Annotated in this window: 21 protein-coding genes; 2 read left to right on the forward strand and 19 right to left on the reverse strand. The window is 44.8% G+C overall.

All coding sequences use genetic code 11. From position 1 onward, the window contains the following. Positions 1–20: 20 nt before the first annotated feature. From smc to NV381_RS06520, 11 genes are all read right to left on the reverse strand, one after another. The gene (gene smc / locus NV381_RS06470; RefSeq protein ID WP_258212446.1) at positions 21–3,593 is read right to left on the reverse strand and encodes a chromosome segregation protein SMC; all 3,573 of its coding nucleotides are present in this window, start codon (positions 3,591–3,593) and stop codon (positions 21–23) included. 223 nt (positions 3,594–3,816) lie between these two features. Then, a complete protein-coding gene (rnc, locus tag NV381_RS06475) occupies positions 3,817–4,515 on the reverse strand; it encodes a ribonuclease III (protein ID WP_258212447.1) in 699 nt (232 codons plus the stop codon). A 69-nt stretch (positions 4,516–4,584) separates the two neighbouring features. Further along, complete coding sequence (gene fabF / locus NV381_RS06480) at positions 4,585–5,823, reverse strand: beta-ketoacyl-ACP synthase II (RefSeq protein WP_258212448.1); 1,239 nt, start codon at positions 5,821–5,823, stop codon at positions 4,585–4,587. 123 nt (positions 5,824–5,946) lie between these two features. Then, complete coding sequence (locus tag NV381_RS06485; RefSeq protein ID WP_171651656.1) at positions 5,947–6,180, reverse strand: acyl carrier protein; 234 nt, start codon at positions 6,178–6,180, stop codon at positions 5,947–5,949. Positions 6,181–6,304: 124 nt separating this feature from the next. Continuing rightward, positions 6,305–7,045 (reverse strand): 3-oxoacyl-[acyl-carrier-protein] reductase, encoded by a 741-nt coding sequence (fabG, locus tag NV381_RS06490; protein ID WP_258212449.1) that lies wholly within the window; start codon positions 7,043–7,045, stop codon positions 6,305–6,307. Positions 7,046–7,183: 138 nt separating this feature from the next. Beyond that, complete coding sequence (gene fabD, locus NV381_RS06495; protein WP_258212450.1) at positions 7,184–8,122, reverse strand: ACP S-malonyltransferase; 939 nt, start codon at positions 8,120–8,122, stop codon at positions 7,184–7,186. Between the two features lie 32 nt (positions 8,123–8,154). Continuing rightward, positions 8,155–9,141: a beta-ketoacyl-ACP synthase III gene (locus NV381_RS06500; protein ID WP_308861682.1), complete on the reverse strand. Its 987-nt coding sequence runs from the start codon at positions 9,139–9,141 to the stop codon at positions 8,155–8,157. A 3-nt stretch (positions 9,142–9,144) separates the two neighbouring features. Then, on the reverse strand, positions 9,145–10,149 hold the full coding sequence (plsX, locus tag NV381_RS06505) for a phosphate acyltransferase PlsX (protein WP_258212451.1): 1,005 nt from the start codon (positions 10,147–10,149) through the stop codon (positions 9,145–9,147). Then, positions 10,133–10,753 carry a transcription factor FapR gene (gene fapR / locus NV381_RS06510; RefSeq protein WP_258212452.1) on the reverse strand — a complete coding sequence of 207 codons (621 nt, stop codon included), beginning with the start codon at positions 10,751–10,753 and terminating at the stop codon, positions 10,133–10,135. The genes plsX and fapR overlap by 17 nt, the downstream gene beginning before the upstream one ends. Before the next feature lie 197 nt (positions 10,754–10,950). Then, positions 10,951–11,124, reverse strand: a complete 174-nt coding sequence (gene rpmF / locus NV381_RS06515) for a 50S ribosomal protein L32 (protein ID WP_171651660.1) — start codon at positions 11,122–11,124, stop codon at positions 10,951–10,953. 42 nt (positions 11,125–11,166) lie between these two features. Next, entirely contained in the window at positions 11,167–11,712 is a 546-nt protein-coding gene (locus NV381_RS06520) for a YceD family protein (protein ID WP_258212453.1), read from the reverse strand. A gap of 129 nt (positions 11,713–11,841) precedes the next feature. Here NV381_RS06520 and NV381_RS06525 point away from each other — a divergent pair, with 129 nt between their 5' ends. After that, complete coding sequence (locus NV381_RS06525; protein WP_258212454.1) at positions 11,842–13,080, forward strand: nucleotidyltransferase; 1,239 nt, start codon at positions 11,842–11,844, stop codon at positions 13,078–13,080. Between the two features lie 72 nt (positions 13,081–13,152). Here the strand turns inward: NV381_RS06525 and NV381_RS06530 are convergent, their stop codons facing one another. After that, positions 13,153–14,259: a SepM family pheromone-processing serine protease gene (locus NV381_RS06530; protein ID WP_258212455.1), complete on the reverse strand. Its 1,107-nt coding sequence runs from the start codon at positions 14,257–14,259 to the stop codon at positions 13,153–13,155. Between the two features lie 133 nt (positions 14,260–14,392). Between NV381_RS06530 and NV381_RS06535 the strand changes: the two genes are divergently transcribed. Further along, positions 14,393–15,697: a nucleoside recognition domain-containing protein gene (locus NV381_RS06535; protein WP_258212456.1), complete on the forward strand. Its 1,305-nt coding sequence runs from the start codon at positions 14,393–14,395 to the stop codon at positions 15,695–15,697. 11 nt (positions 15,698–15,708) lie between these two features. Here NV381_RS06535 and coaD read toward each other — a convergent pair whose 3' ends face one another. From coaD to NV381_RS06570, 7 genes are all read right to left on the reverse strand, one after another. Further along, positions 15,709–16,212, reverse strand: a complete 504-nt coding sequence (gene coaD, locus NV381_RS06540) for a pantetheine-phosphate adenylyltransferase (protein ID WP_258212457.1) — start codon at positions 16,210–16,212, stop codon at positions 15,709–15,711. Positions 16,213–16,245: 33 nt separating this feature from the next. Beyond that, a complete protein-coding gene (rsmD, locus tag NV381_RS06545) occupies positions 16,246–16,806 on the reverse strand; it encodes a 16S rRNA (guanine(966)-N(2))-methyltransferase RsmD (RefSeq protein WP_258212458.1) in 561 nt (186 codons plus the stop codon). A 662-nt stretch (positions 16,807–17,468) separates the two neighbouring features. Further along, positions 17,469–17,771, reverse strand: a complete 303-nt coding sequence (locus NV381_RS06550) for a YolD-like family protein (protein ID WP_258212459.1) — start codon at positions 17,769–17,771, stop codon at positions 17,469–17,471. Positions 17,772–17,990: 219 nt separating this feature from the next. After that, positions 17,991–18,209 (reverse strand): hypothetical protein, encoded by a 219-nt coding sequence (locus tag NV381_RS06555; RefSeq protein WP_258212460.1) that lies wholly within the window; start codon positions 18,207–18,209, stop codon positions 17,991–17,993. A gap of 247 nt (positions 18,210–18,456) precedes the next feature. Then, a complete protein-coding gene (locus NV381_RS06560) occupies positions 18,457–19,329 on the reverse strand; it encodes a copper amine oxidase N-terminal domain-containing protein (RefSeq protein ID WP_258212461.1) in 873 nt (290 codons plus the stop codon). Between the two features lie 363 nt (positions 19,330–19,692). Further along, complete coding sequence (locus tag NV381_RS06565; RefSeq protein WP_258212462.1) at positions 19,693–20,748, reverse strand: hypothetical protein; 1,056 nt, start codon at positions 20,746–20,748, stop codon at positions 19,693–19,695. Positions 20,749–20,805: 57 nt separating this feature from the next. Then, positions 20,806–22,080 carry a fibronectin type III domain-containing protein gene (locus NV381_RS06570; RefSeq protein WP_258212463.1) on the reverse strand — a complete coding sequence of 425 codons (1,275 nt, stop codon included), beginning with the start codon at positions 22,078–22,080 and terminating at the stop codon, positions 20,806–20,808. Positions 22,081–22,107 lie beyond the last annotated feature (27 nt).

Raw genomic sequence — 22,107 nt, forward strand, 5'->3', positions numbered from 1 at the left:
TCTTTATTTCAAACAAACCGTCAGCTGGCAATGATTGCTTCATCCTCTTCCAATCGGACGGATACAAGCTTGGATACGCCGCCTTCTTCCATCGTTACCCCATACAACACATCCGCTTCCTCCATCGTTCCTTTGCGGTGGGTAACGACGATGAACTGGGTTTGCTGTGAAAATTCACGTAAATATTCGGCAAACCTTGCCACATTGGCTTCATCCAATGCAGCCTCGACTTCATCGAGCACACAGAATGGTACCGGCTTCACACGGATGATCGAGAACAACAGCGCAATGGCCGTCAGTGCCCGCTCCCCACCCGATAAAAGCTGCAGATTTTGCAGCTTTTTGCCAGGTGGCTGGGCTACTATCTCAATCCCGGTATCGAGCATGTTATTAGGCTCGGACAAAATCAGATCAGCGCGGCCACCGCCGAACAGCTTCGCAAACACGACTACGAAGTGGGAGCGGATGGCATCGAATGTTATTCGGAACCGTTTTCCCATCTCCTCATCCATCTCATGAATAACCTGGTACAGCGTAGTTTTAGCTTCAACCAGGTCGTTTTTTTGCTCGCTGAGAAATTGGTAGCGCTCATTAACCCGCTCGAATTCTTCAATGGCGCCAAGATTGACTACGCCTAAAATAGCAATTTCACGTTTCAGCTCACGCACCTGATTTTGAGTGGCCAATACATCCTCAGGTACCGGATACCGTTCTTTTGCAAGCTCAAAGCTTAGCTCATAATCATCCGCAAGCTTCTTCAGCAAATTTTCAAGCTCCACATCAAGGCGAGTCACTCGTACCTCAGTTTGATGCAGTTGCTCCTCGACTTGGCGCAATTGTCCCCGCTCTTCACGCGTCTTGTTCTCTTCTTGCTCCAGCTTGACTAACCATCCAGAACGCTCGGCACGCTTCATATCCAACTGATCGGAACATTGCTGTTTCTTCAGCTTGATATCGTTAAGCTGCTCTATTTGCTGTATAGTCTCCTGCTGATGATTAGCTAAATCGAGCTCCAACTGCTGCACCAGGCTGCGATTTAAATCTAGCTCAGTTAGCAGCTCGGACAACTCTGTCTTAAATCTTCGTTCTTGATCCTGCAGCGATTGCTTCTCTTGTGACAAAGAGGCTACCTTGATTTTCAGGTCGGTCAGCTGCGTCTGCAGCTCCTCCTTCTGGAGTTCACCCGCCTTACGCGCAAGCTCCGCTTCACGAATTGCCTGCTGTATGATTGCTTCTTCCTCCTGCAATCGTTCGAGCGATTCCACCGCGGTCTTGCCGCGTGCTTCAAGCTCACGGCGCTCCGCTTGAAGCGTGTCGCCGTCCTGGCTATATAACGCCAGCTGCTCAGCTACCTGCTTGGCTTCATGCTGCAGCGGCTCCAAGCCGGCACGAATCTGCTGCTCTTCGATGCGCAGAGTTTCACCTGTTAAGCGTAGTTCCTCCAGCTTACCTGATTCCGAAGCAATCTCCTTACGCACTTGCTCAGCTTTCATCCTCAGCTGCTGCAATTGCTTATCTGAATCAGCAATTTCTTTGTCCATCTCTTCTATCTGACGTTGACGGCTAAGTAAGCTTGTAGTTTTCTTCTGTTGGCTGCCGCCTGTCATCGAACCGCCGGGATTAACCACATCTCCCTCAAGCGTAACAACACGGTATCGATACTGGATCTTGGCTGCTATGCGGTTGGCAACCTCCAGCTGGCTTGCAATAATTACGTTACCTAATAGGCTTCCAATAATATTGCGGTATGTATCGTTAAACTGGACCAAATCAACACCGATCCCTACAAAACCTTCCATTCCTTCGATTGAGCGCTTTTCATTATCTGGAATTGAACGCCCACGAATAACGTCAAGCGGCAAAAATGTTGCACGGCCCAGCTGCCTTTTTTTCAAAAAAGCAATGGCCTCGCGTCCATTGGACTCACTGTCTACAACGATGTGCTGCAAGGCTCCGCCTAACGCGGTTTCCATGGCCACCTCTACATTAGCCGGTACCTTTACGAGCTCAGCCACAGCGCCGCGAATACCCCGGAGCTCGTTACGATCCTTGGCTTTCAAAACTTCTTTAACTCCATGAATAAAGCCATCATAATCATTGGCCATTTCACGCATCGTATCGCGCCGGGATACAAGAGCATCCAGCTTCTGCTCCCATTTACGCACGGTAGACAGAGCTTCTTCAGACAGAAGCTGCTTCGATTTTAGACCTTGTGTTAACTCAAGATACTTATTGCGTGCCGTTTCAATCTGACGAACGACTCCTTCAAGTCGGATATCGAACACACGTTTGCGTTCAGTAATACTATCCTGCTGTTCCTTCCACTTGCGACGCTCGTCCACAAGACGATCGAGCCGTTTACCCAAAGCCTCAATCTGCTGCTCTGTATAACGTACTTCATTGCGCGCATTAGCCATCTGGTTCAAGGTTTCCAGCATTTCGCCCTTCAATCGGTCTTCTTCGCCGCTGCTGATCCCTCCAGCAACCCCAAGTAACAGATCCTCTTCAGCCTTAAGCTTAGCTTGATAATGTATCAATTCATTCGATATAACACCAATCTTCTCTCGAAAAAGGGTCAAATCCACTTCCTTCTCGGCCATTCTCTGCTCTTGCTGTGTCACAGCTTGCTTCAGCTGCATCTGGTTGGAAGAATAATTTTTCTTGCGTTCTTTAAGAACCTCACCTTGGCCTTCACACTTCTCAAATTCCTCACTTAGCTGCAGCAAATGCTCCTGTAAACGCTCGATTTCCTCCTCAAGCCTTCGAGTCTCCCACCGATGCTTTTCCAAATGCGCATCATGCTGTCCTACAATCGCAGAGAACTCTAACTGTTCACGCTTCAGCTTCTCCAGCTTTGTGTTAGTCTCCGTCCAAGAAGAATAAATTTCCTCGATTTGGTACACATACATAGCTATTTCGCTGCTCTTTAACTCATTTTTTAGCTCTTTGAAACGAATTGCTTTTTCCGACTGCACACGAAGAGGTTCAATCTGATCCTCCAGCTCTGTAACCAAATCGTGAATCCTTAGCAGATTTTGCTCCGTTTCCTGAAGCTTTTTTTCTGTTTCTCGTTTGCGCGATTTATACTTAACGATCCCGGCAGCTTCTTCAAAAATGCCCCGGCGATCCTCCGATTTTGTACTTAAAATTTCTTCAATTCGCCCTTGTCCGATAATGGAGTAAGCTTCTTTACCGATTCCGGTGTCCATGAAGAGTTCTGTAATATCTTTTAGTCTGCACGGCTGTCTGTTAATTAAATACTCACTATCACCACTGCGGTGCACACGGCGTGTCACCGTCACCTCATTATAATCCAGCGGCAGTGCCTGATCGGTATTATCCAGTGTGAGCGATACTTCTCCATAATTAACTGCTTTACGCGCGTCGCTACCTGCGAAAATAATATCCTCCATCTTGCCGCCGCGCAAACTGCGGGCACTCTGTTCCCCTAATACCCAGCGGATACCATCGGAGATATTACTTTTCCCACTGCCGTTTGGACCTACTACAGCGGTGATGCCTTGTACGAATTCCAGCTCCGTTTTATCGGCAAATGATTTAAAACCAGCCAGCTCAATACGCTTTAAAAACATCGTCTCACCTCCTCGCTATTGTATCACAAATTCCCAATTGCTTGAACAATGTTAAGCTACCGCTTCCCTAACTGCTATCAGTTGCCAACACTGTCTCACGCACATTAAAACTGCTCCTCTATATTGTGTTTCACCTTGCTACCAGCCAACAGTCTAATTTTAAAAAGAAAATGCACCGGCGGCAGCCTCTAAGCTGTCCCGATGCATCTCTTTTTCCGTTGCATTATTGAACCTCTACCTTCAGAGCCTCTAATGCTTGAGCCGCCGCATGTTGCTCCGCTTCTTTCTTGGAACGACCGGACCCTTGACCCAGAAGAGTATCATTTACAACTACTTGGGCCACAAACTCACGTTCATGGGCAGGGCCGCGCTCATCTACAATCTTGTATTCCAATACACCCATATTATGCTGCTGTGTATATTCCTGCAGGTGGGTTTTGAAATCCACCGTCAGCAGCTTTCCTTGATGTGGTAAATTGGGAATCAAATACTTGTGGAGAAACGCTTTTACCACCTCAAGCCCTTGATCCAGATACAAAGCTCCAATAAATGATTCGAATACATCAGCAAGCAATGCGGGACGCGTTCTACCGCCTGTCAGTTCTTCACCCTTGCCTAACAACACGTAGGACCCGAAGTCCAGCTCTTCTGCAAAATTAACCAAAGACGGCTCACATACAATAGAAGCTCTGAGCTTTGTTAATTCACCTTCGGATCTTTCCGGATATTTGTCGAACAAGTATTCGGACACGGTTAGCTCCAGAACCGCATCACCTAAAAATTCCAAGCGTTCATTGTCCTTGTAATTGCTGACACGGTGCTCATTTACATAGGAGGAGTGCGTAAACGCTTGCCTCAATAGCTCCGGTTTGCGAAAATTTATGTTTAACGCTGCCTGAAGCTGCTTCAGGTTTCGATGCATGCCTTCACCACCTACTCGAACAACCGTTTCACGTTACCATTTACTTAGTTTCAATCACTAGGTAATTTATTATTCTGCGAATTTCTTTAAGATAATCGTTGCATTGTGGCCACCAAAGCCAAATGAGTTGGACATTACCACTCTCAAGTCTGCTTGTCTCGGCTTGTTAGGCACATAGTCCAGATCACATTCAGGATCCTGATTTTCCAAATTAATGGTCGGAGGAATGACACCGTTCTTCAATGCCAATGCACATATTAAAGCCTCAACGCCTCCGGCAGCACCTAATAAATGGCCTGTCATCGATTTGGTCGAACTGACAGCGACTTTGTAAGCATGATCGCCAAGAGCAGCTTTAATTGCTATAGTTTCGGAACGGTCACCAGCAGGAGTTGAAGTCCCGTGTGCATTGATATAATCAAGCTCTTCAGGTGCTATTCCAGCATCATTAATGGCTTTCTTCATGCATCGTGCTGCACCATCCGGATCAGGATCGGTCATATGATAAGCATCGCCGCTCATTCCATAGCCGATAACTTCTCCATAGATGCGGGCTCCACGTTTAGTTGCATGCTCCAATGATTCCAGGATCAATACTCCTGATCCTTCCCCCATTACAAAACCATCTCGGTCTATGTCAAAAGGGCGACTTGCTCTCGCCGGCTCATCATTGCGTGTAGACATTGCCCTCAGCGCGCAGAAGCCTGCAACGCCCGTTGGACTAATTGTTGCTTCAGCGCCGCCGCAAATCATAACATCGGCATCGCCACGCATAATCATTTTGAATGAATCCCCGATCGAATGCGTTCCTGTGGCACAGGCTGTTACCGCTGTACTGTTTGGACCTTTAGCACCCGTCAGCATGGAAATTTGGCCTGACGCCATATTGGCAATCATCATTGGAATAAAGAACGGACTAACACGCTTAGGTCCTTTTTCCAATAAAATTTTATGCTGTTCTTCCCAAGTGGATAAACCGCCGATTCCGGAACCAACGCTTACGCCAACTCGCTCCGGGTCCGTATCTTCCTTCACGTTCAATCCAGCATCCTTGAGAGCCATTAAGCTGGCAGCAACAGCAAACTGTACAAAGCGGTCCATCCGTCTAGCTTCTTTACGATCAAAAAATGGTTCGTGATCAAAATCTTTAATTTCTGCAGCAATGCGAGTTGGATACTCGGTTACATCAAATAACTCAATCATCCCAACACCGGACTTGCCTGCCATTAAATTGCTCCAAAATGTTTCCAAATCATGACCCAATGAAGTCATGACGCCCATACCAGTTATGACAACTCTTTGCTTCACTGTAACCCACCTCTATTTAAAATAACAATGTTATGTATTGAGTCAATTAATTGATTGGTTAGCCACCGATTAGGTTGAATGGAGATAAGTCCCGTGTCAAATAAGAAACGGGACTTATACCAACTAAATATGAGATTTTATGTACTCAACTACTTGACCTACAGTAGTTATAGTCTCTGCATCTTCGTCAGAGATTTCCAAATCAAACTCATCTTCTAGTTCCATGACTAATTCTACTACATCTAGAGAATCAGCGCCTAAATCATCCTTAAAAGATGCTTCGAGGGTTACTTCAGCCTCGTCAACACCAAGACGATCGATGACGATACGTTTTACACGATCCAAAACATCGGACATCCGGTTCACCTCCTCCTTTGGTATTATACTGGAGTTATGGACAAATTGCCATAGCAAGCGCAAGCTCCATTAAAAAAAACAAATATTGCAACAATTCAGTGTTGCGCGACATTTCAAAATCCGCTTACATATACATGCCGCCATCTACATGGATGGTTTGTCCGGTCATGTAAGAAGCGTCCTCCGAAGCCAGGAAACGTACGGCTTTGGCTACATCCTCCGGCTTGCCTAGCCGCGCAAGAGGGATTTGCTGCAGAAGCTGTGCTTGCGTAACGTCTGACAGCTTGTCAGTCATATCCGTCTCGATAAAGCCGGGGGCAACCGCATTAACAGTGATGCCTCGGGAGCTTAGTTCCTTGGCAGCCGATTTGGTCATACCAATTACACCGGCCTTGGCCGCTACGTAATTGATTTGTCCAGGATTGCCAAGAGTCCCAACAACAGACGATATATTAATAATTCGACCAGAGCGCTGTTTCATCATCGGGCGTGTGGCTGCCTTAACACAGTTAAATACGCCTTTCAAATTGGTAGCGATAACCTGATCAAATTCGTCTTCCTTCATCCGCATAATCAAATTGTCTCTGGTTATGCCAGCGTTATTCACTAGTATGTCCAGCTTGCCAAAGGTTTCGAGTACAACCTTAAACATGTCCTCAACTTCCTGAGAGGAACTGACATCCGCTTTAACCTTAATTGCTTTACGACCCATCGCTTCGATTAGACTAACAACCTCAGCGGCTGCCGCCTCGCTTCCAGCGTAGTTTACGGCCACATCAGCTCCCGCTTCAGCAAGAGACAGCGCAATAGCGCGGCCAATGCCCCGAGAAGCCCCTGTCACCAAAGCTGCTTTTCCAGCTAGCATGCTGCTTCCTCCTTTTTGTTCCCCCCACCCAAACCCTCCCCGCCGGGAGGGCTCCAAAGGGCTACCGCCCTCTGGACACCCGCCGGTGTACCTGAGCTACATATGGTTGGGGATCGCTTTCGTCCCTAACGGGAACGCTTAAACCGTAGGTTCCAGTTGAAATTGATCGATAGCTTCTTTACTGTTGATCGAGTATATTTTTACTGAACGATCGATCTTCTTGATCAAGCCAGCAAGAACCGTTCCCGATCCTATCTCTACGAAGGTATCAACTCCCTGTTCGATCAACCAAGCTACACTATCCTCCCACAAGACGGAGGAATAAACCTGATCGACCAGCAGCCCACGAATTTCATGAGGCTCCAGTACAGGACGCGCTGTCACATTTGCAACGACCGGCACAGCGGCGGTTTGCATTGGCAAGTCTAACAAAACAGCGGACAGTCGATCCGATGCCGGTTTCATCAGGGAAGAATGGAATGGTCCGCTAACTTCAAGCGGGATAACCCGCTTTGCCCCGATTTCCTTGCCTCTTTCGACTAGAGCCTGAACCCCATCCTTGCTTCCGGACACAACAATCTGTCCCGGACAATTCAAGTTAGCCAGTTCCACTACGCCGACTGCCCCGGAAATCTCTTTACACAACTGCTGCAGCGCATCTCGCTCCGCACCGAGCACAGCAGCCATTGCACCGAGTCCACTCGGTACTGCCTGGTCCATAAATTCGCCTCGTGCGCGAACTGTGCGAACTGCATCTTCAAATCCAAGCACTCCAGCAGCAACAAGCGCGCTGTATTCACCTAAGCTGTGGCCTGCGACAAAGTCAGGCTGAAGACCTTTGGCCTTAAAAAGCTCCAGGTAAGCAATGCTCGTTGTCAATAAAGCAGGCTGAGTATGATAAGTTATCTTTAATTCAGCTTCAGGTCCATTGAAAATAATCGAGGATAGCGAATAGCCCAGAGCTTCATCGGCACGCTCAAATACTTGTTTAGCTAAAGCGTCAGCCTCGTAAATATCGCGTCCCATTCCAACGGCTTGCGCTCCTTGGCCCGGAAATACGAATGCTACTTTCCCCATTTTAACAGCTCCCTTTATTAATGCTATATCCTTTACCAAACAATAACAGAGGCTCCCCAAGTCAAGCCGCCGCCAAAGCCAACCAGAACCAGGCAATCGCCCTCGTTTACTCTTCCCTCTTCAACGGCTTCCGCCAAAGCGATAGGAATAGAAGCTGCTGACACATTACCGTATTTATGAAGATTAATCATGCACTTGTCTTCACTTAGATCTAATCGGTTTAACGCTGATTGGATAATTCGAATGTTAGCCTGATGCGGAACAAGCAAATCGATGGCACTCTTGTCCATTCCAGCTTTGCGCAGAGCTTCCTCAGCAGCATTCCCCATGATGCGAACAGCAAATTTAAACACCTCGCTGCCAGCCATATAAATAAAATGCTGTTTATTTTCTATACTTTGCGAAGACACCGGACAACGGGAGCCGCCACCAGTTACTTTTAGCAGTTCTCCGCCTGAGCCGTCTGCCCCAAGCTCGAACGATTTGAAGCCCCGTCCTTCAGCGACCTCTCCAAGTACAACAGCACCGGACCCGTCCCCAAAGAGTATGCAGGTGTTGCGGTCCGTATAGTCCGTAATTTTGGACAGGCATTCAGCACCAACAACCAAAGCGTATTTATATTGACCCATAGCAATAAAATTGGAGGCATTAGCTAGTCCATAAATAAATCCGGAGCAAGCCGCTGACAGGTCAAAGGCCGCAGCCTTCTTCGCTCCAAGCCGATCCTGCAGCAAGCATGCTGTCGACGGGAACGACATATCCGGAGTGATCGTGGCTACGATAATTAAATCCAGCTGCTCTGCGGTGATTCCAGCGGCCTGCAATGCCTGTATCGAAGCTTCATATGCCAGGTCGGAGGAAGCCTGCTCGACGCTAGCCAATCTGCGTTCGCGAATCCCTGTACGAGATACGATCCACTCGTCATTCGTCTCAACCATTTGTTCCAATTCTTTATTCGTCAATACCCGATCGGGCACATATTTTCCTGTCCCAATAATGCCTACTGGCAGTAAGCTCATAAATTACAACTCGCTTCCATTACTAATTTCCGTTGAGATGCTTGTTACCAGGTCGTTCTGCAATGCAATCCTCGCTTGACGAACTGCATTTTTGATAGCTGTAGCATTGGATGAACCATGGCTCTTCAACAGCAAACCGTTAATACCTAGAAGCGGTGCCGCACCATGCTCCGTATAATCAAAGCTGCGACGAAACCGATTTAAACCAGGCTTCAACACCAGAGCAGCGAGCTTGGTCGCAAAGTTTCTTAGAAATTCTGTTTTTAACGTAGAAAAGATAACGGATGCCGCACCCTCTACAGACTTTAGCATAATATTACCAGCGAATCCATCGCATACGAGTACATCACAGGGTCCTCTGAGTACATCGCGTGATTCCACATTGCCTATGAAATGAATGGGTGCTTGTTCCAACAGCGGATAGGCTGCTTTGGTCAATTCATTGCCCTTCATCGCTTCCGTACCTACATTCAACAGCCCGACTCTAGGCTTGGCTATGCCGTCAACTTTATTTCTATAAATGCTGCCCATTATAGCATATTGAAGCAGTTGCTCTGCAGTCGCGTCCATATTAGCGCCTAAATCCAGAGCCAGCATCCCTTTTCCATCCATGGAAGGAATCATGGGAGCAAGCGCCGGGCGGTCAATCCCTTTAATCCGGCCGACAACGAGCAAGCCCGTAGTCATCAATGCTCCAGTATTTCCTGCTGAAATCATCGCATCAGCTTCCCGATTATGTACCATACGCCCCGCCACTACCATGGAGGCGTCTTTCTTACGTCGGACTGCTTTTACCGGCTCATCGTCCGCTTCAATGATTTCAGCTGCATGGCGAATTTCCACATTTTGAGGTTTCCCTCCAGCTTTATTTATGAGCGGCTCAATCTTTGACGCATCTCCAACCAGAATGACGGTTATGTCACCCCACTCCTTGGCTGCCTCCAACGCACCAGTTACTACTACATCGGGAGCATTGTCCCCGCCCATTGCATCAATCGCTATCCGCATCAGGCTCTCCTCCCTCCGTACGTTCCTTCGCTGAGTGATAAATGATGAAATTCCCTTGAAAAACTACTTCCTCGCCTACGTAAGTGAAAACCTCTACCTTGGCTTTACCTTTTGTAATCGAGCGCACATAGGCTTTGGCAATACATTTCTCACCAAGCTTAACTGGCCTCACAAAACGGATATCCGCTGCCGCCGTCAATGCAATTTGATCATTAATTAGAGCGACAGCCAATGAATTGGCTTGAGAAAAAACATGATGTCCGCGCGCAATCTTGGTTCTGGAAAATACATGCTCATTTTTAATTTCAAACATGGAGATCCCTGTCTTATCAAGCTGCAGATCGATAACGTCGCCTATCACCTCATGCAAAGGTAATGAGCGAACCTGATCATAGGATTGTTCTGCCATCAGCTTGATCCGTTCGCGCAGCTCGGGTATCCCGAGCTCCATCCTGTCTAATCGTATCGTCTGAATACTGACCTGAAACGTTCGCATCAATTCATCATCCGTTATAAAAGGATTCTCATCGATGGCTCCGGCCAGCTGCTGCTGACGCTGACGTTTAGGAAGGCGTTCGATATCAAACACCACCTTTATCATCATTCTTTAGTAGCCTTGCTAAAATAAACGATTCTTAGTTTCATATCATTTATGTGATATCACTATATCTTATGACCAAGTAATAAGAGATAGTATAATGGATTGCTATAGAAAAGGGAAGTAAAATCATGCCTGAAAAGCGATGAAAAAAATAGTACCTCACCCTAGGATGAAGTACTATCGTTTTGGTTTGAGAGAAATTATTGCTTAATGATCTCTCTTTTCTTGTACGATCCACACACTTTGCAAACGCGGTGAGCCAATTTCAATTCACCACAACTGTCACACTTCACCATGCCTGGTACTACCAATTTAAAGTGAGTACGGCGCTTGTCGCGACGTGTCTTGGATGTTCTTCTTTGAGGTACTGCCATATATCCCACCTCCTTCAACGAATTCATAACCTGTAAGAAAACTTATTCTTTAAAAAAGTCCGCTAATCCGGCGAGCCTTGGATCCGTATTATCCTGCTTGCAGCCGCAAGCATGTTCATTACGGTTCGTTCCACACACCGGACATAATCCTTGGCAATCTTCACCGCACAGCGGTACTAACGGTAAAGCCAGCACAACATTTTCTAACACATAGGGAAGCAATTCTATCTTCTCATCCTTGACGTAATGAATCTCTTCATTTTCATGATAATCATCTTCATGATATTCAAATTCATCATCGTCATCCGGTTTCGACTCATCTGCAGCTCGGGCAAACGTTTCGTGAAAAGGAATCTCGAGCTTTTGCTTTACCGGAACCAAACATCGGGAACAAGGCTGCTCCACATCGATGCTCAATTCTCCAGTTACCTCAGCCACTTCACCTTGATATTGCGCATGCAGCTTAACATGCAGCGGACCAAAGCCCAGTAAATCGTTGCGTTGCATAAAAACACCGGTCAAATCGACGACTTCATCAATATGTACCGTGTCAGCTTTTTGTGCCAACTCTCTTAAACGAATGAACATGAGTATCACCCCAAACAAACAAAGATTATTATAGCGATAATCCTTATATTTTGTCAAGATTTTCAGATCATGCTATAGTGAAAATTATTCAGTTCTAACTTAACCTTAGGCTGCGGAAGGAGACAAAAAATGAAAACCGTCGGTTTGATTGTTGAATACAACCCTTTACATAACGGTCACTATTATCATTTCCAACAGTCCAAAAAAAGCTCGGGCGCTGATGCTGTCATTGCCATAATGAGCGGTCATTTCCTGCAGCGAGGTGAACCGGCAATGGTTGGCAAATGGGCGCGGACCGAAATGGCCCTGCGTATGGGTGTTGATCTCGTAATCGAGCTGCCTGTTGCTTATTCCACCCAACCCGCTGAATGGTTTGCTTATGGAGCTGTGTCCGCGCTTGATGCGACAGGTGTCGTTGACAGTCTCTGCTTCGGCAGCGAGGGCGGCGACATTGCCTCTCTGAACGCTGTATCCGCAGTTATGCACGAAGAATCGGCTGCCTTCCACTCCTTGCTTCAGCAGGAGCTTAAAACAGGCCTATCTTATCCAGCCGCTTACGGAAAAGCAGTTGCCACTTATATACCCGGAATTGACGCTGCTGAGCTTGCCAAGCCTAACAACACACTGGGACTGCATTATTTGATCGCATTACGCAGGCTGCAAAGCCGAATAGAGCCACTCACCATTACTCGACAAAAGGCAGAGTATAACCAACAGGATATTACGGATGCTGTCATTGCCAGCGCTACCGCACTGCGGCACATCCTGTTCGAGAAAAAGATGCTGGAGGAGATCGCCTCATTCGTGCCTGAGGGCACCATGAGTGTCCTCAGGCACGAATGGGAAGCAGGAAGAGCTCCTGTCAGCTGGGAGCACTATGCTAAGCCTCTTCTGCTACAGCTGCTGCATCACAGTCCTGCCCAGCTTTCTACGTTTCATGAGGTCACCGAAGGGCTTGAGTACCGTATCAAGCAGGCACTGCCTGAATTATTCGGCTCAACCGACCTGGTAGAAAAGCTGGTAGCGCTTCTTAAAACAAAACGCTATACACGCACCAAGCTACAGCGAATGCTTCTTCGTATCCTACTTAATCACACGAAAGAGCAGCTATCCCCGAGTGTTCTCGCGCAAGGCGTTCCCTACTTGCGTGTACTCGGCTTTAGCAATAAGGGACAAGATCTGCTAAAAAAGATGAAAACAACAGCCCGTGTTCCAATAATAACTAAAGTAGCTTCAATAACCAACCCCTCTCCACTCTTGGCGTTGGATATTCAAGCCACATCCATTTATGCACTTGCCTATGCATCCGCTTCTAAACAAGATTTTTTTCGCGATTATTATGAGCCGCCGGTTCGAATAGAACGGTAGCAAGTGGCAGCTCCAGTACAATCAACTGCACATCAGTAAAAGCTTCAAGTTACACAGAAATGGTTAGGGCATTTAACCCGCTTTAACAGGCTTCTCAGGCAATGTTTTCAAATACTGCAGAGCATCGTCCATATTGCCGACTGGCACTATTTTCATAGTTGTGTTAATATCCTTTGCTCGTTTTACCGCATCTGAATAATTAGGGATTTTTTCCCCTTTGGGGGAAGTATAATCCTTTGGTGCAAAAAATATTTCCGCACCCGCCTGATCGGCAGCTATTATTTTATGCTGAATGCCACCAATTACTCCTACGTTGCCTTTATCATCAATGGTTCCAGTACCTGCAATTTTATAACCTTTTGAAATATCATCGACACTTAGTCGATTGACAATTTCCAGGGAGAACATTAGACCAGCAGAAGGCCCACCGATTTCACCAGCCTTGATGGTGACCTGCTTGTCCCCGTTATTGGCCTTTACACTTTGTACATTAGCAGGAACAACACCTAATCCAACACGTCGATCCTCTTCTTTTACAGGGGCAGCTCCTTTCTCAAGAGGAAGCTGAGCCAGCTTGATCTGAGCCGTTCGGGTAACGTTTTTTCGTTTGTAGGCAATCGTTACCGTGTCACCTGCCTTCTTACCCTTTAGCTGCTTCTGCAGATCCTCGCTTAGTTGGATTGGGTTATCATCCACCTTTACAATATAATCGCCTGCTACCAATATCTCCGCCGCGGGAAAATCCTTATAAATCTGCATGATTACAACACCGTCATTGCTAATATGATAAGGTATCCCCAGCATATGATAAGCCGCTTGAATAGCGCTGGATTGTGAAGTCAGCATACTTACTTCCTGACGTTGCGTATATTCTTGCTCCGATTCGTTATCTCTCAGCAGCTCTGTTTTTCTGCGCAGTTCATCATACGGATGAACGAATGACATTAAATATCCAAACACAGAAGCATCACTAACCCGAACCGTTGTAAGCATGAAGGCTCCACGTTTCTCTGATCCATTCGGCTTGGTATGCACCATCGGTTGAATCGTTTCAGCAGTGCCTGCTGAAAATATAAACAACGGCAAAGGCATAAAATAAACGCCGTATACCAATGCAATTGCGATAAATACAGATACAATAATCCTTGAAGCGCGTTTCATTTCTCTTGCTTCTCCCATTTAAATTCCCCCTCAACCGCTTGTGCTGCTTATCAGTGCTGGGATTGCCCGCATGGTTGATTCCCAAGGCTAGGTCTAAACTATTCCGACAAAGCGTAAACATGTACCATCCTGTCATACGGAGTTGGTCTTCATGGTACGCTTAAGAATGATGTCCTCTGGGCGCTTAACCACCCTGCTGTTAGGTTGCCTGGCTTTACTGCTTGTGATATGTATCATAGTATTCCCTGATCAAGCGTTCCAATCATCGCTGCAGGGGTTGTCCATCTGGTGGAAACTGGTTTTCCCCGCCCTGCTTCCGTTTCTGATTATTACCGAAATCCTTAGCGGAATGGGCATATTGCACGGACTAGGCGCTCTTCTGGAGCCGCTTTTGCGCCTTCTGTTCAAACTGCCAGGAATTGGCGGTTGGGCTATCGCCACAGGCTTGACCGCGGGGGCACCAAGCGGCGTCATCGCCGTAGGCGGACTCCGGCGTGACAAGCTCGTTACGAGAGATGAAGCAGAGCGTTTGCTGACATTGAGTCATGTACTCAGCCCTGTCTTTCTGATTACGGTTGTCGGAGTCGGTTTTTTGCAAAACGCAAAAGCTGGACTTGTATTGGCTATACTTCACTATGGCTCCGTTATTTTAATTGCAGTTTTTCAAAGGCTTACATTTGTCCGAACCATTGCTGAGCCCGAAGTTGTTACCAACCGCCGCGCAGAAGCACGATCACAGCCACGTAAAGGATTATTCAATAAAAGCATTTCAGATCTTCAGAGAGCGCAAGCTGCAGACGGACGGACTTTTGGCAAGCTGCTTGGCGATTCCGTTGTGCACTCCGTACAGCACCTGATGGCTGTAGGGGGTCTAATTATGATATTTTCTGTACTCATCCACGCTATTTCCTTAAGCCAAATAATCCCGTATGTAAGTATGCTGTTTTCCAACTTAGGACTCGACTCTGCTTCTGATGTGGAACAATTGTTGTCTTCGGTCATGCCGGGTTTATTCGAAGCCCACTTAGGAGCTTATACAATGGGTCAAAACCTGCTTTTTTCTGATCCTTGGCAATATGCCGTTTTAAGCGCGTTGTTCGCTTGGGGTGGACTTTCCACCCATGCTCAAGTTAAAAGCTTTACGATCGGCACAGACATTCGTTACTCTGCATTTTTACGTACACGTCTGCTGCATTCTGTCGTTGCCTTTATCTCAACAGGTACACTTTGGCATCCGATAGCTAGCTGGATCGAACAATCAACCTCGCCGGTCTTTTTATCGGTTACAGCTGAGGCCTCGAATAGCGTAAACATCCACAATCTCAACATGTGGCCACTGGTCAGTCCGATGATGGTATGGTTTAGCTGCATTGTAATCATTATGTTGTTCTTATCAGTATTTACAGCATTTGTTTTATCTCATAGCGATCTTAAACCGCACAAAAATAAGCGCTAGTCAGCCAGCTGCTAGCTCCGGGCATATTTACCGTGAAGCGCTTTTTCCACCTCAACAGGCACTAAATCGCCTACAGGTCCATGGAACCTGGCAACTTCTTTAACTATACTGGAGCTCAAATACGAATACATTGGTGTTGATGTCATAAAAAAGGTCTCAATATTCTCATCCAGCTTCTGATTGGTTGATGCCATTTGCAATTCGTATTCAAAATCGGATACCGCCCGCAAGCCGCGCACAATGAGGTGCGCATTTTTATCTTTCATATAATTAATTAAGAGGTCGCGAAAACTATCGATTTCTACATTCGGCAGATCACTGGTTACTTTCTGAAGCAGCTCTGTCCGTTCCTCTACAGTAAAAAGCGGATTTTTGCTGGTATTATTCAAAACCGCTACAATTAATTTATCAAAAACCTTCGCCGATCGGCGAATAATATCCAAATGTCCATTAGTAACAGGATCAAAGCTGCCTGGATACACGGCTATTTTCATTCCGAAATGTTCTTGTGACATGTATGATTCCAACTCTCCCTTTAACATTACCCGCTAGTCTTGTACTCTGTTTTTGTAAATCGTAACCGCTGTGTCACCATACTCTGCTCTTCGAACCCATTTTAGTCGTCCGATAGGCTCTTCGTATACATCCGCGGCGTCATGCTCCATTACAATGGTCGCACCCTCATTCAGCATATTTGCCTGGTCAAGCTGCTCAATTAAGTCTTGGACCACCTTCAAGCGGTAAGGCGGATCCAGAAAAACGAGATCGAATTTCGCCTCTCTTTTGATTAGAGCTTTTATTGCCCTAAGTGCATCGTTACGGTAAATCTCTGCCTGCTCCTTAAACCCTGATACATCCAAGTTGTGTCGAATGGTATCGATGCTTTTCTTGTCGATATCCGTCAGCACAGCCCGCTCCATCCCTCTACTGAGCGCTTCTATACTCAATCCGCCGGTTCCGGCGAACAAATCCAGCACATGCCCTCCATCAAAATAAGGGCCGATCATGCTAAAAATCGCCTCCTTAACCTTATCGGTTGTTGGACGCGTCCCTGTACCGGGTACAGCCTTCAACGGCCTCCCCTTAGCACTACCTGAAATAACTCTCATGCGTTTCCACCTTCTACTGGATAGTAATACTATCGTACCATAAACGGAAAGTTTTGCACAAAACTTTGTCACATTCATGTATACTTTCCTAAAAATGTGTTCATCCTTATAGTATCGACATCCGAAAATGTCGTAGACAACCGCGGAGAAGACTTACGTTCCCCATAAGTTCTTCGTCCGGTTTCTCCTCTCCCATGAAGGGCACTCGAAAGAGTGCCCGAATTTATTTATTTCACACTTCCTTTAAAACCCTTTGTTATCAAGGCTTTATGCTTGTTTCTCGAATTTGTATCCGAACTATTTTAATAATATTTTCATTACTTGATCACGGGTTGATCACAGAAATATTTAGATAGTATCAGATTACTTCCTAATAATATGTACTAATTTTAACACAAGCAAAAGCCCTAGAGCTTGCTCAAGGACTTTGTACTTTCATGAACATCCACTCGATTGATCGCCGATCTATTGAATGTGCACTTATCCGTGCGTGAATCCAGTTTCAGTGATCAACCCCATACTGGCCCGGACGGTCAGGGTATTTAATAGTAGATATACATTTTCATCTTAAGCGTTCGGATCTTTATTAGTCCAAGGACCTCCATCGTGGGAGTTCTTCTTCCATTCTTGAAACACACAACACCATCGTGTGGTTCGACTTTTCAATATCCTGGAGTATCTAACTCAACCTTCAACACATCCTTGAAATCAATCAACTCCCAGTCTGCCCCTATATCCACCTTAATGAGATGTGTCCTCGGATTTATCCAATCTACAACCCCATTAATCTGTCTGTTACCGTATTCCTTAAACACTATTATGCTGGCTCTGAGTGTATGCAGCATTGATGATCTTAGTCTGCCATACAATTCCTGCTGCTCCTCTTCAGTCAATTCAGGCTTGGTCTGTTTAATCTTCTGCTCGTTGTGTAAATTAATCCTGTCTTTGTGTTCCGGCAACATCATACGGCTACTCTCCCACCTTCCGTTTTCTTCAAGCTTTTTCCCCATTCCCACTGTCATCCTCCATTTAATTTAATGCCCCAGTAATGGCTACCTTTTTCTAGGATTTCCGTTCTAACCTTCTCCCACTGGAGCAAAAGATTATGATCGTAGCCGCGGCATTTGAACCTTGCCTGTATCCCTTCGGCTGCGCGAACTTCTTCAATAATCTTAATACCTTGCTTACGCAGCTCTGCCCTTCAATTCCATTAACTCGGAGTGAGCACTGTCCTGCGCCTTGCCAAGACTCATAACATAAAGAATATTTAGTTTCAGTTTAACTTGATTCATCTGATTAATATCACGCTGAAGCACATAAAGCATGACAGGTAAGATAATCCCCATCTTAACGAGTTGAAGTACACCAGGTGTAAGTAATGGTGCTTTTTTCGCTTGGATCACCGAACACCGCCTCCAAAAATAAGAACATGTGTTTGTATATTACCCATAATAGCGAACGCGCATTCGTATTTCAAAAGGAAATTTTTGCAATCAAAAAGCCCCGGTATTTATTCACCGGAGCTCTCCTTATCACGTTCAATCTTCTTCATAGTGGAAGAGTAAGCCGAAAAACATTCAAAAGCACATGTCGTTAAATCTCCAGTAGCGCTTATTGCTTCGGAAATTCAATTGGTTGTTTAGCACTTTTTTAACTTACTTTCTTGGGAATAATATTTACTGCATAGGTATCTTGATCCCATTCAACAGAACAATCGAAATGTTCACTGATAAATCTTATTGGCACCATAGTATTATCTAAATAGAGAGATGGAGGGGCATCCAAAACAAATGATTTCCCATTTACGAGAACTTCCTTTTGATCAAGTTTGAGAACAATTTTTTTCGTATTTTGACCCAAGATCACACTCTGATTCTCCCCATCCCATGTTACCTGTACGCCTAAATTCTCACTTATTATTCTTAGGGGTACCATTGCTATGGAAGTGGTGCGATCCAAGTAAGGTAAAAAGTCATTAAGCACTTCTTTTCCGGAAATTCTAACTTTAATTGGCCTTCCTGGCTTACGGTTAAATGTAAAGTAGTCCGGATCAACTTCAGCGTATTTATACACTAATGCTTCTTGCCAGTTATCTATAGACCCGAAAACCGCAAGTTCATGTATATTTCCATCTTCACTGTCCGCTATTCTTATACCAAAATCGCCATAAAGACTGTCTGGGAACTCCCATTTCTCGATAATTTCAGGTTCCTGATCAAGTAATCTTTGGGGGAGTATGGAACTAACACTAGGTACGTTTGTGAATCCATACAACCAATCTACACCTATTAATTTTTCTTCTTTCGTAAAATATAACGATTTATTGCCATAATAGAGTTTTTCTTTTTTACGATGATCTGCTGGAGGACGGTATGACGAAAATACTAGATTATAAATTCCTATACCACCCCAATCACGATACTCTTTACTGAAATCGTCGTATGAGTCATTAAAAGAGGCCGATGCTAGCGTAGGGGTTAATAACGCTGAGACTAGGAAAAAGCAAATAGTATATTTCTTCATTAGAATCTTCCTTTCTAGTTTATTATCCATCATGCCTAATTAATTGTAGAGAAATGTGTTCCATGCTCCATGCATTTCACCTTCTTCAATAGGCAATAAAGTCAGTTGGGTTATTAATATCCTACTTTTAGTTACGGTATTCGACATAAGGGATATATTTCCTCCTAAAAGTCGACTAAATTTGCAATCAGTCAAATTTAATATGTCACCAAAAATAGGTGTTTGATGAGGTAAAGGATGCTGGCACCAATTTACAAAGGTGATCGGGGACACAGTACTACTTAGATAGTGATGGTAACGAAAAGTATCTGAAAATCAAACAAAAGCCCTCTTTCCTAAATGAAGGATTGAGGGTTACTATTTTTATGGCGTTGATGTGTACTCGTTTACTTCAAACGTTTCAACTTTATCAAAAGCAATATAGTCTTTCCGTGTTAGGAAATTAGCTTTATTGAATGATTTATTGATTGTGAAGACTTCCGATCCAGTACCGGCAGCCCGACCATTGTACCAGGTAATGAAGTTATTTACTTCGCTCATAGGAAGATCATATTCTTTTTCAAGGCCGCTTACTAGGGTGATGACGAGTAAGGCTTTATTTGATGAAGGCGGCGTAACCGTTCCTTGAGGTGTTGCTGATGCTTCGTTGGATTTACTGCTTTCTCCTGCTGTATTTTGCGCGGTGACAACATAATAGTATGTAGTTCCATTGGTAACTGCTGTATCAACATAAGTCAATCCTGCTATATTAGTCGCAATAATTGTGTATGGACCACTTACAGATGTAGATCGTTCAATATTGTAGCTGCTAGCATTCTTAAATCCAGACCAATTCAAACTAACTCGAGAATCTGAAGGCGTTGCTATCAACTCAATTGGCGGTATTTGGGATTCAACATCTCCCAACAGTTCGACTTCACCTATTATCATCCAACCGTCGCTATGATTTTCTGTAACATTTATTCTATAGAATTGATACATATCCTCATTAGAAATTGCATATATTCTTTTTTCAAACATTTCAAACATTGATTGATTGGATAAACTGTTTAATACAATCCAATTCTGATTGTCGTTACTGCCTTCAAAAGACCATGATTTTGGAGAGGAAGTAGGGAAGTTAGAAGCTGTAATACTGTATTGCTTCACTACCTTTTCATTTCCTTTTCCAAAGTCATACTTTAACCATCCAGTTTTCCCTTCTGCTTCCCATGCATCAACAAAATAATGAGTGTTTAAATTATCGAAAGCACGAGAGGCCGCCCTATCTTTATGTTGCGAACTCGCACTTGCTTTAGTTGGATCGTTCGCTAGATCTTGCAGAGCAGGCTCGTCAGCAAAACTTATAGAAGAGAGACTTAGACCTATTATAAATATACTAAGAATAAGAAAAGTTAGCTTTTTGATGTATGAATACATATAGTACCTCCAAAGTATGACACTTTTTTTAAATTCTATCGATAAAAGGTTCGTTTATTAATTAGTTGCTTGATATTCATTGATTATAAATGTTTGTATTTTATTGAAAGAAATATAATCTTTTCTTGATAAAAAGTTCGCTTTATTAAACGATTTGTTGATTGTAAAGACTTCTGATCCAGTGCCGGCAGCGCGGCTGTTGTACCAAGTGATGAAGTTATTTACTTCGCTCATAGGAAGATCATATTCTTTTTCAAGGCCGCTTACTAAAGTGATGACTAGCAGAGCTTTATTTGAAGATGGTGGAGTAATGGTTCCTCGAGGTGTTGCTGATGCTTCGTTAGAATTGCCACTTTCTCCAGCAGCATTAACGGCTGTTACAACATAATAGTAGATTGTGCCGTTAACAACAGATGTGTCAATGTAAGGAGAAGCATAGACAATACTTGTTACTGCAGTATAAGGTCCACCGGCTGTTTTGGAACGCTTAACTATATAACCAGTTACTGCTGGTGATTCTGTCCAACTCAAAATGTTTTGTGTATCACCCGCTTGTCCCATCAGTACCGGTGCTATTGGAATTGGGGTCATAGGTGCTTGAGGTGTAGCTAATACTTGAGCAGAGTTGGCGCTTTCGCCGCCAGCATTAACGGCAGTAACGACGTAGTAGTAAGTAATACCGTTGGTGACTGTGGAATCATTATAAGACGAGCCTATTACACCGTATGCTATACTTGTGTAGGGACCACCGGCTGTAGTGGAACGTTTAACATTGTAGCCAGTGGCTCCGGTTACTGCGTTCCAAGAGAGCACTACTTGGGCATTACCACCAGATGTAGTAAGTCCCAATGGAACTATTGGCGGTTCTGGTTGTGCGGGAGTACCGTATAAATTGAACTCCGAAACAGTGTAAGCTCCCGAACTACCAGATCGATATTTAATAGATTTAACACCCATAATGTTTAGACTAACAAACGAACCATTGTAAATCATTGGATAAATGTATTTTTTTTGATTTCCATCGGAACCATAAAACCAAAACTCCGCAATAGGGCTTACAGGGGCTTTTAAGCGATAACCAGTAATATCCGCTGTTGATTCAAATGTGTAAGTAAATACTCCTGACCCATCGGGACTCAATTGTGCTCCCATTACGAAACTAGTTTCCTCATTATTATCAGTTAATGTTGTTATCTGAAATCCATCTGAACGGACTAATGCTTTACCATCGAGTAAGCCACCACTGTAATCTGTTGCTGCAAAAACCGATGAAACCGGAAGCATCAGGATGATAATTAAAGTAGACAAAAAAATAGATATACGCTTCTTCAAACAAATCTCTCCCTCAATTTACTTTTT

The organism is Paenibacillus radicis (ex Xue et al. 2023) (assembly GCF_024722015.1).
GTDB lineage: Bacteria > Bacillota > Bacilli > Paenibacillales > NBRC-103111 > Paenibacillus_S.

Coding starts and splice junctions, on each gene's coding strand:
- NV381_RS06560 (WP_258212461.1), bottom strand. CDS start 19,329: ATGAAGAAATATACTATTTGCTTTTTCCTAGTCTCAGCGTTATTAACC.
- fabG (WP_258212449.1), bottom strand. CDS start 7,045: ATGCTAGCTGGAAAAGCAGCTTTGGTGACAGGGGCTTCTCGGGGCATT.
- NV381_RS06525 (WP_258212454.1), top strand. CDS start 11,842: ATGAAAACCGTCGGTTTGATTGTTGAATACAACCCTTTACATAACGGT.
- NV381_RS06565 (WP_258212462.1), bottom strand. CDS start 20,748: ATGTATTCATACATCAAAAAGCTAACTTTTCTTATTCTTAGTATATTT.
- coaD (WP_258212457.1), bottom strand. CDS start 16,212: ATGTCACAAGAACATTTCGGAATGAAAATAGCCGTGTATCCAGGCAGC.
- NV381_RS06535 (WP_258212456.1), top strand. CDS start 14,393: ATGGTACGCTTAAGAATGATGTCCTCTGGGCGCTTAACCACCCTGCTG.
- fabD (WP_258212450.1), bottom strand. CDS start 8,122: ATGGGGAAAGTAGCATTCGTATTTCCGGGCCAAGGAGCGCAAGCCGTT.
- fapR (WP_258212452.1), bottom strand. CDS start 10,753: ATGATGATAAAGGTGGTGTTTGATATCGAACGCCTTCCTAAACGTCAG.
- NV381_RS06520 (WP_258212453.1), bottom strand. CDS start 11,712: ATGTTCATTCGTTTAAGAGAGTTGGCACAAAAAGCTGACACGGTACAT.
- NV381_RS06500 (WP_308861682.1), bottom strand. CDS start 9,141: ATGAGCTTACTGCCAGTAGGCATTATTGGGACAGGAAAATATGTGCCC.
- plsX (WP_258212451.1), bottom strand. CDS start 10,149: ATGCGGATAGCGATTGATGCAATGGGCGGGGACAATGCTCCCGATGTA.
- NV381_RS06485 (WP_171651656.1), bottom strand. CDS start 6,180: ATGTCCGATGTTTTGGATCGTGTAAAACGTATCGTCATCGATCGTCTT.
- NV381_RS06550 (WP_258212459.1), bottom strand. CDS start 17,771: ATGATGTTGCCGGAACACAAAGACAGGATTAATTTACACAACGAGCAG.
- rnc (WP_258212447.1), bottom strand. CDS start 4,515: ATGCATCGAAACCTGAAGCAGCTTCAGGCAGCGTTAAACATAAATTTT.
- rpmF (WP_171651660.1), bottom strand. CDS start 11,124: ATGGCAGTACCTCAAAGAAGAACATCCAAGACACGTCGCGACAAGCGC.
- NV381_RS06530 (WP_258212455.1), bottom strand. CDS start 14,259: ATGGGAGAAGCAAGAGAAATGAAACGCGCTTCAAGGATTATTGTATCT.
- rsmD (WP_258212458.1), bottom strand. CDS start 16,806: ATGAGAGTTATTTCAGGTAGTGCTAAGGGGAGGCCGTTGAAGGCTGTA.
- smc (WP_258212446.1), bottom strand. CDS start 3,593: ATGTTTTTAAAGCGTATTGAGCTGGCTGGTTTTAAATCATTTGCCGAT.